This window comes from Edaphobacter sp. 12200R-103, from assembly GCF_010093025.1.
Taxonomy (GTDB): domain Bacteria; phylum Acidobacteriota; class Terriglobia; order Terriglobales; family Acidobacteriaceae; genus Edaphobacter.
This window is the reverse complement of the sequence record NZ_CP048114.1, coordinates 1,469,090-1,482,237: the sequence shown is the minus strand read 5'-3', so window position 1 is coordinate 1,482,237 and position 13,148 is coordinate 1,469,090. Positions and strand designations below refer to the sequence as shown.

At 54.7% G+C, this 13,148-nt stretch carries 5 protein-coding genes and 1 pseudogene; 4 read left to right on the top strand and 2 right to left on the bottom strand.

The window, feature by feature from the left end:
• Positions 1-42: 42 nt before the first annotated feature.
• The 3 genes from GWR55_RS06180 (at position 43) to GWR55_RS06170 (ending at position 4,854) form a co-directional block, all read left to right on the top strand.
• Entirely contained in the window at positions 43-1,701 is a 1,659-nt protein-coding gene (locus tag GWR55_RS06180; RefSeq protein WP_238398679.1) for a carboxylesterase/lipase family protein, read from the top strand.
• A gap of 32 nt (positions 1,702-1,733) precedes the next feature.
• A complete protein-coding gene (locus GWR55_RS06175; protein ID WP_162401480.1) occupies positions 1,734-2,807 on the top strand; it encodes an alpha/beta hydrolase family protein in 1,074 nt (357 codons plus the stop codon).
• A 97-nt stretch (positions 2,808-2,904) separates the two neighbouring features.
• Positions 2,905-4,854: an alpha-L-arabinofuranosidase C-terminal domain-containing protein gene (locus GWR55_RS06170; RefSeq protein WP_238398678.1), complete on the top strand. Its 1,950-nt coding sequence runs from the start codon at positions 2,905-2,907 to the stop codon at positions 4,852-4,854.
• An 880-nt stretch (positions 4,855-5,734) separates the two neighbouring features.
• Here GWR55_RS06170 and GWR55_RS06165 read toward each other — a convergent pair.
• Positions 5,735-7,387, bottom strand: coding sequence for a c-type cytochrome (locus tag GWR55_RS06165; RefSeq protein ID WP_162401478.1), 1,653 nt, complete (start codon positions 7,385-7,387; stop codon positions 5,735-5,737).
• An 18-nt stretch (positions 7,388-7,405) separates the two neighbouring features.
• Positions 7,406-7,953, bottom strand: a pseudogene (locus GWR55_RS06160) (chromate resistance protein ChrB domain-containing protein).
• A gap of 134 nt (positions 7,954-8,087) precedes the next feature.
• Between GWR55_RS06160 and GWR55_RS06155 the strand changes: the two are divergent.
• Positions 8,088-12,824: a VCBS repeat-containing protein gene (locus GWR55_RS06155; protein ID WP_162401476.1), complete on the top strand. Its 4,737-nt coding sequence runs from the start codon at positions 8,088-8,090 to the stop codon at positions 12,822-12,824.
• Positions 12,825-13,148: the final 324 nt, after the last annotated feature.

Sequence of the window (13,148 nt, the reverse complement as noted above, 5' to 3'; positions counted from 1 at the left end):
GGAGCTTTGAAAATGAAAAAAAACTTGCTAGAGGATCTTCGTATGACTCGACGTGAGGCGCTTCGGCTATCAGCATCGGCCGGTGTAGGGCTGACATTCTGTGAGCAACTGCATGCACTCGATAGCACCAAGACGGCGGCCCATCAGCATCCGGGGAGCTGCGCAACGCCGCGGAGCGCGGCCGCAAAGACGCAATACGGTAAGGTTCGCGGATATATCAGCGGTGACGTGTACACCTTCAAGGGTATTCCTTATGGCCAGAATACTGCTGGAGAAAATCGATGGTTACCGGCCAAAGCGCCCACTCCGTGGATGGACGAGTATCCGGCACTGGTCTATGGAGCGAACTGCCCACAGACACTGCACAACTACAAATCGATCGAGATGTCGTTTCTCTTCGATTGGGATGACGGCTACATGAGCGAGGATATGCTCAAGCTGAATATCTGGACGCCCAGTCTTTCCGGCCAGCGCCCTGTGATGGTGTACTTCCACGGGGGCGGATTCAGCTTTGGCTCCGCATACGAACTGCCATCGCACGAAGGGGCTCAGATGGCTCGCAATCATGACGTCGTTCAGGTGTCTGTAAACCATAGACTCAACATCCTGGGATTTTTCGATCTTTCGGAGATTGGCGGTTCCCTCTACGAAGATTCGGTAAACGTTGGGATGATGGATCTGGTCGCTTCGCTCCGCTGGATACGTGAGAACATTGCAAACTTCGGTGGCGATCCCGATAAGGTCATGATCTATGGCCAGTCTGGCGGAGGATCGAAGGTCACCTGCCTCATGGGGATGCCTTCAGCCGCAGGTCTCATCCATCGGGCCGGTGTGCAATCAGGCGGAGGGGGAAATATTCCTAGCGCCGAACAGTCAAGGGAACTGGCGCGGCAAGTGATGAAAGAGCTTGGGCTTGCGCCTAACGATATCGGGTCTTTGAAAAAGATGGAGTGGTCGCGACTTTTCGCTGCCGGTAATGCTGCGATTGCAAAGATCAATCCCGCTCCCAGAGGTCTCAGCGGACCCGGCTCGACTCCTCCTGCAACCCCCAGGGTCGGTTGGTCGCCAACAGTGGATGGCCGCACCGTAATGGCTCGATCGTTCTACGATACGGCTCCCGATGTTTCGAAGAGCGTCCCGATGCTTGTTGGGTCAGTGAGTGAAGAGGGAATGCAGTACCGGTTGAATCCGACAGAAGCTGAGTGGCAGGAGACGCTCACGAAGGTTTATGGCCATGAGAAGGCGGTAGCACTCATCGCCGCGATGAAGAGGGCCCATCCTGAAAAGAGTATCCGCACTCTTTCCTATGGAGTTCAGGGTTTGAACGCGCGCAACAATGTGCAGCGGATGGTAAAGCTGAAGCACGGGCAGGGAGGAGCGCCCGTGTATCAATATTGGTTCACGTGGCAATCGCCTATGCTCGATGGCGAGTGCGGAGCGTGGCATACGGCTGAACTCGCATTCTGCTTCGATAATACGAAGCGCTGCGAGCAGGGGACCGGGAATACGCCAGAGGCTCAGGCGCTTGCGAAGAAGATGAGCACAGCCTGGGCTAACTTCGCTCGCAGTGGAGATCCAAGCCAACCTGAACTTGCATGGACGCCAAGTGATCCATCGAAGTGCCAGACGATGGTCTTCGACAAAACGTGTCGCATGGTGGACGATCCGGACGGAAGCGTTCGCAAGATACTGCTGAGCTAATGAAAGCTTGAGTGGAGAGAATCCGAATGTGGATGAAACGATTAGCATTGATGTTCCTGCAGTGGGGGCTCGTAGGAGCTTTCTGCATGCAGGCTCAGGTTCAAACTCTGGTACCGGCTGTAGTTCCGGGGGCAAAGCCTGCAAAGGTAGAGCTGATTACTGTGCATGGCGTCTCGCTCGAAGGCAATCTGGAAGGGGACGCTGTCGATCGGCCGGTGATTGTTTACCTGCCTCCAAGTTACGCGACCGACAAAACACGGCGCTATCCCGTCGTGTATGCCTTACACGGTTACTCCATCGGGGCCGAGCAGTGGAGCAAGGAGATTCATGTACCACAGACCATTGAGGGGGCGTTTGCTAAGGGCGCACAGGAGATGATTGTCGTCCTCCCTGACTCAAAGACAGTCCACAACGGCTCGATGTATTCCAGTTCGATTACAACCGGCGATTTTGAACAGTTCATCGCAAAAGATGTAGTCGCCTACATTGACGCGCACTACAGGACAATCCCGAATCGAGCGAGCAGGGGGCTTGTCGGGCATTCCATGGGCGGCTATGGTGCGACACGCATAGGCATGAAGCATCCCGATGTCTTTGGCAGCCTCTACATCATGAGTCCGTGTTGTCTATCGGCCCGTAAGATCGGCCCTGCAGCTTCAGATCTCGAAAAAGCGGTGCAGAGCATGAAGACGCCGGCGGATTCTGCATCGCTTCCGTTTAGCATCAGAGCGCAGCTGGCATCGGCAGCAGCATGGTCGCCCAATCCCAAAAATCCGCCTCTTTATCTCGATCTTCCTGTCAAAGATGGCGAGCCGCAGCCGGATATTCTTGCCAAGTGGGCAGCCAACGCTCCCCTGGCATTTGCCGATCAATACATCGGCAATTTGCGACGTTATAAGGACATCTCTATAGACGTCGGCGATAAGGACGGCCTTAAGGTCGATGCCGCCAAACTCCACGAACTATTCGATCAATATGGTTTACAAAACAGTTTTGAGATCTACGAGGGAACTCACACGAGCGCAGTCGCAGATCGCTTTCAAAACCACGTGCTGCCGTTCTTCAGCAGGAACCTCTGCTTCAAGGCTGTTTGCAGCGACCATTAGCGCGGCTTAGCCTTCGATCAGCTCTCCTGTCATCAGCAAACCACGTGATCGGATTGGATTCTACCGGATGAATCGGCGACGTTTTCTCGTAAGCTCGTTGGCAGCTACTGCTGCAGGCCCACTATCTGCTGCGTCCAGCCCATTGCTTCCCAGCATTGTTCCCTCTGGAGGTAAATCCAAAATCGCCGTCTTGCTCGTTGATACCGATAGAGTGACTGTTTCGATCGATGGGAAAATTTATGGCCAGTTTCTCGAACACATCAACCATTCGGTGGAGGATGGGCTCTTTGCCGAACAGATTCGCGGTGCAGGGTTCGAGGGCGAAGACTTCAAGACATACTGGGAGAAGTTCTCGGACCGCGGCCATGTCGAACTAGCAGACATTGATTTTCAGAACGGCAAGAAGAGTGTACGTCTGCAGGTCGATGGTGGTCACGCGAGCATCCGGCAAGGTCGTCTCTTTCTTGAAGCGGGAATCAAGTATGACGGCTCGATCTGGATCAAACGCGAAAAGGGAGCTCCTCAATTGACACTTAGGGTGACTAGCTCCACAGGGGCCACGATCACATCAATGCCGCTTATATTCGTCGATTCAGATTGGCAAGAGATCCCCTACTCGTTCACCAGCCCTGTGAGAGATACTCAGGCGTTGATCGAGCTAAGTGCATCGGGCCATGGCGCACTCTTACTCGATTTCGTCTCAATGATGCGCGCAGACGTTCGGCACGATGGCATGTTGCGCCCCGACTTGCTGCAGGCTCTCAGGGGTCTCCAGCCGTCTTTTATCCGTTGGCCTGGAGGTTCCTTTGCTTCCACATACAAGTGGAAAGAAGGTATCGGTCGGTATGCGTCGCGCGGTTACCATCCCAACACCTACTGGGGAGGGTACTCGGATTACTTTGGATTCGGAACAGATGAGTTTCTGGGGCTCTGCAGAAAGCTCAACGCCGAGCCCCTGATTACACTGGCTTGCCCAGGCATAAAAGCCGAGCAGATCGAGTACGCCATGGATTGGGTTCACTATCTCAATGATCCCCCAGCCACCCAATGGGGAAAGCTGCGAATGTCCAACGGCCATCCTGATCCTTACGGTGTGAGATTCTTTCAGATCGACAACGAGCCTATGAATAATGGCTTTACTCCTGAGCAGTACGCGGAAATTGTTAATGTCTATGGCAGTCGGCTGCGCGCAATTGCTCCTGACGCGCGAATCGTGGCATGTGGACAGAAACGGTCCAATGATATGGATTGGAGCGAGAAAGTGATCGATCTCGCGGGAGATAATTTCGACATCCTTGGCTGTCACAATTACGAGTACGAACCGGAGAACTTCCAGACTGGTCTGCGACGCATTCGCGATTACCTTGTTAAGTTGCGGGACTACGTGCGTGTTTCGAAGCACCCAAATATTGAAATCGGAGTTCTCGAGTGGAGCCTTCAACATACTTACGATTGGCGCGCTGGCCTTCATGCGGCCGGAAGCCTAATACTCTACGAAGAACTCAGCCCCAATCTGACTATGACCTGTCCTGCGCTTCTTATGCGGAACACGACCGACGATCCCAAGTGGACCTCTTCCATCTACCATGACCACGTTTCTTGGTTTCCAGGCGGGAGCTACGTGGTTGAAAAGCTTTTTCGCGAGCACTACGCAGAACGGTATCTCGCTTCCGCATCCGGAGCCTTCCATGATGTTCCCGACCGCCAGATTCTATTCGATAAGATATCGACAACGATCCCAACAGAATGGGTAGATGGTTCTATCGAAGCGGTGGCCACAGCAAGCACTGACCGCCGTCGCATTGTGATCAAAGCTGTCAACTACCAGGCGGAACGGAACGTTCTGCTCGTGCGGCTGCAGGGCGCTGCCGTGCCAGACAATGCGGTCATGACGTTGCACACCATCACCGCGGGTCTAATGGATTCTGCTTCCCTAGATCATCCGAATGCGATCATGCCCGTGAGTCGGCCATTGAATTATGCGAAAGACTTCTCTGTAGATCTCGAGCCTTATACCGTTGCTGTAATAGTAGTCGAAGGAAAATGATCAGATGCTAGCATCGAGTCTGTGAAAACTTTGTTATCAAAATGCTTGCGGGTACCCTTTCCTGCAGACAGAAGATGCGACTCGTGAATATCGTTTAGGACGTATTCGCGGGTGTTCTTAAGGATCTGCTTGGCCGCTGCCTTACGCGGAGCAATGCTTGCCAGTGTAACGGCTCCCACAAGCGCACTGCTGACAGCAGTTGCGAGAGCATGGGGATGCTGCCTTCCTATCCACTTGAAGTTAGTTTCGTGCGAAAAGTGTTTGGGGTGACATTCCGACAATCGTGTTCTGCCACGGCATCTGGGCCGATGGCTCGTGCTTCAGCAAGGTCATTCCCACGTGACAAGCGGACCGGCCATGAAGTCATTGCGGTTCAATACAGCCCAGAGTCATTGGAAGAGGACGTGGCCATGGTGAAGCGCACGCTCAACCGTGTCAGTGGCCCCTTTCTCCTCACGCCAACCTGTTCGATCAACAAAAGCTTACCGAAAACAGGATTGCGTGGAAGTTGAGGCCAAGCTGGGTACATTTTATGCCTCTCGGACCGCACCGTTCACCCGGATCTCCAACGGTGCCACGAGGCTTTCGTACGGCCGGACATGAATTCTTTCTCTATGGACTCTGCTCCCAGTGCAATCACTGAGGAAGTGATGTTCGGAAGCGCGCACGCTTGAGAGTGATAAGGTCCGCGAAGCCGTCCTCCGAACAAAGGGCCTCGAAGCCCTGGGTTTCCAGCAAGCTTTTCTCTACGTCCCTAAGTCCGGGTTCATTCTCGACAATTAGGATTCCGTAAGGGAAACGAGTTCATTGTCTTTATTTGAGCACTAGCAAAATCTATAGCGTAACTAGACCACTTGGCCTTCAAGCATCCTCGACTTATTCATTGCCCAACGCGCCATGGCGATGTGGTCTTCCAGCCCAGTAATGCCTTGTTGGCCCAGTCCGTGGACTTGTTGGTATGGCATGACGTACAAGGGTTCGGCATCTTGTACTTGTCGGTCATTGCCGGGGTAATGAACTGGAATGTGTGGGAGCTGACGAAGGAACCGGGCACGCCCTGAGTCTCAATCTTTGGCATGTGGCAGGAAACGCACTGGCTGCCGGGGCTGCCATCCTTATGGTGCGTGTGCTCCTCCAGACTTGCGGTATGAGGCCCGTTGGGTGAGTTCGGACCATGGCAGCTGAGGCAGAGTTTTTGTGCCGGTTCCCGGAGCTGGGCATAGTTGTTAGTGCCGTGGACATCGTGACAGGTGGCACAGGTCACGCCGTGGCGGTACATCACGCTCTGCACGAAATCATTGCCCTGCATTCGGTTCTTATGCGCGGTTCCGTCTGCAAAGTGCAGAAAGTCTGTTTGCCCGAGTGTTGTGTCTTCGAGTTTCCAATAGTCCGCCAGGCGAAGACCGACATGGTAGCCGACCGGCCAGTCGTAAGCCTTGCCGTCGATCAGGCCAGCACGAGGCCGTCCCTGGGAATGGCATTGGATGCACGTATCGTCTGAAGCCACAGTATCCATTGCGGATGGATTCAGAATGTTCGCGCGAGTGGGGTGTGCAACATGTTCACTGCCCGGACCATGGCAGCGCTCACAGCCGACATTCCATTCAGTCACCTCTTTGGTGTGGATGTCGTAATTCACGGAGTGACAGCCATCACAGGTAGGCCCGGTCGGACGCTGCATATTGTCAGAGGGGTAGTAAGCTGCCCACCAATCCGCGCCCGTGTCGGGTACGTGGTACTTCGTCCATTTTTTATTACCGATGTCCCATTGCACTGGTAATGGATAGTAGTCGTTACCGATCTTCGTAAAATAGCGCTGCTTCCACCTGCTGCCGTAGACGAAAGCCACTTGATCTACTGTGAACTTAGCCACGTTGTTTGTGTTGAGATCAGGAATGATGGCGTCCGGGTGTTCTCGGGGATCACGGACGACGTTCGCCATTGGGGTTTTCTTCCAGCGTTCGTAGAGCTCCGCATGACACTTCGCGCACGATTCTGAGCCGACATAGTGAGCGGAACCCATGACGCTTCTCTGAAGTGCGGCATCTTGATACGTAGAGCTGCGGAAACTCCGAATGAAAGAGACCAGCTTCCAACTCTCAGAATCCGTCTCCGAATGGATGCCCCGCATCGCGGGCATACCGGTAAGCTGCACACCATTCTGAATGATGTAATGAATCTCGCCGTCGCTCATCCGTTGCGTCAGGTCGGAGTGCAGATCCGGGACTCGCGGATACTCGTTTGTGCCGATCACGGTGCTGCCGTGGCCATCCACCCCGTGGCAGGTAGCGCATTGCGCCATAAACTGCTCTCGCCCTTGTTCGAGTGCCACATCGTCATTAGCCAAAGGATTGGTTCGCTTGCGTTCATCGCCGGGAATAGCAAAGTTGCGTAAGGAACGCGCTATGCCTGCTTCGATTGCGGACGGAGTCGAAGAGGCACGGAATCCGCGCCATTTAATCCACAGTGCGCCGACCGCTCCAAGAGCGACCATGGCGAGAATGGTAATTACGGTCGTTCGACGTGCCTTCATTCTCAACCCGCCTTTCCATTATGGTTTCGTCCTACTCAGGGACATATACAACCCTTCCAACAGGTTCATCCCCCGCTTAAGAAGCTCCTCATCCGAGAGCCCCTGGCGGCCCCAACCACCGAGGATGGTATTGATGGTGATCCCTTCACTGCGCCCGAATCGCTCGTCTTCGAGGTCCGCATCATGAATTGCTTCGGCAATAAGAAGCACGACCTTGTCCTTGATTCCGAAGCGTCGGCAGATGGTCTCGAAGGTGCAATGATTTTCGTGTGACTGAAACCGCTAGCCTGGTACATATCGAATGGAACGGCTCCAGGGCGTTCCTTTGGATTGTTGTTGAAGATGAATCTGGCTTTGGGGTCGATGAAACGTGCGATGAGCCACGCCGACGAGACCCGGTCAACGCAGGGCCGTGGCCGTGTGATCCAGGTACGATTCTGTCTACAGTGGTTAGATGCACCTGTGCTTGATGCCCTCCATCGCTTACTGCTTTTGTTGGATGAGCCGAATCGTAAATGTTGCCTGTCAGCTAAATAAATATCTACCTGGGGTTGCCTGTGGTGCATAATGATCAAGCAAATAATTACAACTAAATTTTACAAAGCTCCCGAGAGAGTGCCTTGCCGATTTGTGAACGAACTGTTGCTTCTGTCCCTTTTCCCGATTCCTCTCGAGTTCGTGTTGGTGGAAAGGTTCGCCCATGCCCTCCCCTGTATGCCCTTCGTTGAGGTCGGTTGCCTCATATCGCGTCGGATTTCCGTTCATCGTAAAGCTGGTCGTCTTCCTAAGCTTCAGCGGCATCGCATGGTGTCCGGCTGTGCGTGCACAGACCAGCGACAGCGGCGAGCCAAATATGTCTGGAGTCAAGGACGTAACCGGCGGCATGAAATATCTTCTCCGCGATGACGATCTGGTAATGTTGCACGTCACCCAGGACCACGACATGGTCACAACGTCGCTGGTCAATATGAGTACGTCGGATTCAAAGCTCTCCGGAGTGCCGCAGAAGACTATGATCACCGAGTCTAAATCTACTGGATTATTCAATCCGACGGACGGCATGGTGGCGTCACAGGCGGTAGGCAGGATGTACGACACCAAGAGCGACATCGCAGCCGTGTTGAGCGCGGTCGACGAGAGCGAGACTTCTCCACAGGATTCCCACTCCTGGCTGCTCACCCTGCTCGATCCTCGGACCGGATTTCGGAACACGACTCATCTGAGTATTGGGTTCGAGCCTCGAGGCAAGGTGTACACCCAGGTATTGATGGGCGACTTCAACGGCGACGGTCTCGCTGATGTACTGGCCTATTACGCGAGCAGCTATGCCGGAGGAGGGGGATGGGGCCTGAAGGTATTGACCGCCGATGATCCCAAGACGGAAGGGCCGCCCAGAGAAGGGGATGAATACTATAGCAGTGCCCAACCGGCACCCGTTGCGGGAAACGTTGTCGTTGGCGATTTTAACGGCGACGGCAGAGACGAGATCGCTGCCCTCCTCAACGATAATCACACCATCGCCTTCTTCTCGGTCGATCCCAGGACCCTCACCATTAAGCAGACCAGCACCATCGAGTTGACGGCGAATGGCTCTCCGATCACGATGGTCGACAAGCAGGCGGCTCTGGCCGCAGGTCGCTTCCGCAATCAGAGTCCCAGTGTCACCAATGCCGACCTTGCTGTCTTTGGGCAGATTGGTGGAAAGATCGACGGCAAAGATGCCAAACATGGGTACAGCGTCATCCCCATCCTGATCACTCCGGGAACCGGCGGAGATGGAAGTTTCAGCACACGGGTCGTGCAGCAGACGGGTGGTTCGGCCGATGAACCCTTCTTTCGTTTCGAAGACAAACACGACTCCAATGGCGCGTTGGCGCAGGCAGCGCCGCTCGTCTCCTGGCCGCAACCCATCAATGAACAACTGGTCCTCGGCATCCGGACATTCGGCCCGAGCTTTATCGAGATCGGAAGTTTCGAGCCGGACACTAACCTGGGGACATTTGTCTGGGATTCGGAGACCAAGCGGGGTGATGACGATTTAATAAATTTTCTGCAAAACATGTGGGTAGGGAACTTCGACAATGGCGGCTCGTCGCACAACCCCGCGTTGCAGATTGAAACCTATGAGTATCTAGCTTTTATTATTCCTGAGACGCATCTCAACATCTTTGATGTCCACGTACCAAACCCATTGCCCCGGCCGGGTGAGAAGCATACCGATTGGCTCAAGAAGGTGAGCGATAACCACTCCGGGGTTCCAACGGATGACGTGGATTTTGACAATAGCAATCCACCGCGCACGGATATTCTCGTGCCTGGCGACATGCAGGGTCGTTCCCTGCGGCTTGGTTCGCCGACCATCGTCAGGATACCGAAACAGATCCAGCCTGACCTGGTGCTCGCCATCCCGCCGATGCATGTGGATTACATCTACCCAACGGGGATCACCGATCCTGAAAATGTAGGATGCAAGGACAGGACGACTCTGTGTCTGCTCAACGTTTCTGTGCGCCCTACCGTGCCGCCCTCGAATGGCACGGAAAAGCCGTTTGCCACTCAATTCATATTCGACGCCACCTCCAGTAGCTCAGCCGCGCAATCCAGCACCACCAGCTGGGGCATCTCCGTCAAGGAGTCAGAAGGGGCAAGCTTCTCCTTCAATGATGGCGAAGAAAACGCCAGCGGGAGCATTAAGGATACGACCAAGTCCACCCACGATCAGAGCGTATCAAAGACATTTAACACCTATAAGGGAACAAGCCAGCAATTGGCCGCCTCTACCGGATTTTCTGACCACGTCTTCTATACCCAGAAGGAAATGAATGTCTATTACTATCCGGTGCTGGGTTGCGACTCCAATGGCACAAACTGCACAAAAGATAATACGACCGCGCCCACTTACGTGGAGTTTTCTGTCCCCGATCGAATCACCTACAACAATGTGGACGGATATCTTCAGGACTGGTACCAGCCCGCCCATGAGCCTGGTAACGTGCTCTCCTACCCCTGGAGCCAGGCGCAACTGGCACTCCAGTTCAGCGATACAGTAACGCCATTGACTCACCGGGCGACGTGCATGGCAAACGACCAGTCGCAACAGACCTCAAACACTACATGGAACCAGGGTGCAAGCGGCTCCCACAGCAGCGGCTCCAGCAGCTCCTTCTCCGATGAGCTTTCTATGAGCTACTCCGAGGGAATTGGGGCGTCCAGCGTGGATGGCGCCGATGTCAACTTTAGCCTGGATGTTGGAAGGCACACTTCTCTCAATACACTCAACGAATCCACCGTCTCTCTGAGCTCTTCGCAGGGCATCACCATTACCAAACCAGACTTCGGGTACACCTCTGAATGTTGCACATACGGGTTTGGCCAATACATCTTCGGTCTCAAAGGGAAGACTCACACCCCCGCCGAGAACGCGTGCAAGTCGGGACAAACTTCTGGCTGCATTAAGGTGAAAGACCCGGAAACACATCCCATTGATGTCGCCGGCACCGGACCGCTTTTCACCGGCTATATCGCAAGCCCGCTTAATAATGACTCCAGCAACACAGAATTAACCTGCTCCGGAAATCAGCCCTGGTGGCAGGGCATCTACAATCTGCCGGATGTCGCTGTGAATCATCCCGAACGCTGGTTCTGGGACGGAAACGCGCAGAAGGTGCAGCTCAATACGCCCGACCGTACCTATCCGTCCAAGGGCAGCACAGATCCTGTGGATCAGCAGTTCTATACGATGAAGGGATTTTTCATCAGCAAGAAGGATTCGAAGAATTCCCCTTTCAGCCTCTCTACGGTGCCCCTGCTCCTCGAGGCCAAACCCGACGACACGTTGACCCTTACCTCTCGCGTCTATAACTATAGCCTGGTGGATACACCGGCGAACGCAACCATCCATGTGCGCTTCTACGGCCAGCCTTATTGCAGCAGCTCAAACACAAACGAAGCGAGCTGCACCAACTGGAATACCGGTGCGGTTTGTACGCAAGGAGATTTGTGCGGTAACAGCTTCCTGATTGGAGAACAGACCATCGCGCAGATCGCGGGCTTCGAATCCTCCGATGGAAACGGGAATCCCAACTGGAAGCTCGCCAGCCAGGATTTTCTTCCCAGCAGCTTCCCAGCCATCAAGAATGGCAACGACAATATGGTCTTCTGGGTGGTGACCTGGATGGAAGATGGCAGCGGCAAACTGGTTGGGGAGATGCCCGACCACGGTTTGAAAACCATTCCCGGCAGCGGCCTCACTCAGATCACACAGGTGGACATTCAGGATTACAGCAACAACGTCGGCATGTATCCGGTGCATCAGTTCTTCCATCTCCTGCCGGCAGGCGCTTCGGCGCCGGGAGCAACCGAGGCGAGCGGATCGCTGCAGAGCATCACCGCTTCAGTGAATCCGCTAACTACGCTGGGCCAACGAACCAAAGTTCAGGCCACACTGCAGGCCGCTGCCACACCGGTACGCTCCGTCAATGTTGCCTACTTCGACGGCGACCCGGCTAAGAATGGAAAGATGTTCGATCTGCAGACGATCGCGTATATGGATCCAGGCGTGTCCTACTATCACCGATCGTTTTTCTCTCCTGCAACTTGCGGAGCCCACACCATCTATACCAAGGCATGGCTCAACGGATCGCCTGGCATCCAGGCCACCGCCTCTACCAATGTGACCCTCCAGTCTGCCGACTTCGTGCAGGCGTTGATTGACTCTACAAAGACCGCCTACATCACCGACGCTACGCTGAAAGCTGCTCTGCTGCAGCAGCTCAACCACGCTCTCGTCGAGTTCCAGCAAGGCCGGGACCAGAAGGGCCAGGACGATCTCCGCATCTTTATGCAGCAGGCAAATGCTGCCAACGGCGGTGGGATGAGCGCAGACACAGCTGGACGTCTTACCGGCCAGGCGAATGTCTTGCTCGGCTGCAATCCCATTGGCTTTTCGGTGGCGGCAACGCCGGCTTCAGCCACGGTAAATCCGGGCAACTCGGCCTCCTATAAGCTGTCGATTACTCCGATCGGCGGCTTCATCGGCAATGTGCTGCTGAGCTGCAGTGGCGCCCCGAGCGGAACTTTTTGCCTGGCATCGCCGTCTGCGGTAGGGGTCAACGGAGCGGGAACCGCTACTGTGACCATCACCACCTCTGGGCCGGGCGTCTCTGCGGCCGGCATGGCGGGACCGCCCCCCTCCAAGGGCGGACGAATCCAATGGCTGGTGATGTTCCTTGTGGCTGTGCTCGCAACAGCGTGGCTCCAGCGTCAACGCCTCAGGTACAAGCTTCTAGGGGGTGTCATCATGCTGACGTTTTTCCTCAATGGCTGCGGAAACAGTACCCTCCATCCCACCACACCGGCAGGATCCTATCCGATCACCGTCACTGCCAGCAGTGGAGCTATTACTCAGACCACGACTCTCACGCTCGTTGTGAAATAGCACGGCAGGGCAGAGAAATATCGCCCCCTGTCCTGCTACCGAATCAGAAGAAAAATTTTGGACCAGCTGGGACAACTTGCTCAGTCAATCTTGTCGGAGATTTGATCGACGTCAGACGTGTCATTTTTTAGAGTTGAATCCCGATAGATTGAGACGGGGACGCCTGCCTTGCATGTGAGGACAGCTGGGCTTTTCGTGGCAGATCACCCTGCGGGCGCTGGTGATGGCAATGACAGTTGACAGCGTACTTGTGAACCTCCTACCATTCGCTGCACTATTGACAACAATCTTTGCATAGTACGCAATATAGCGAGTAATTGCAGA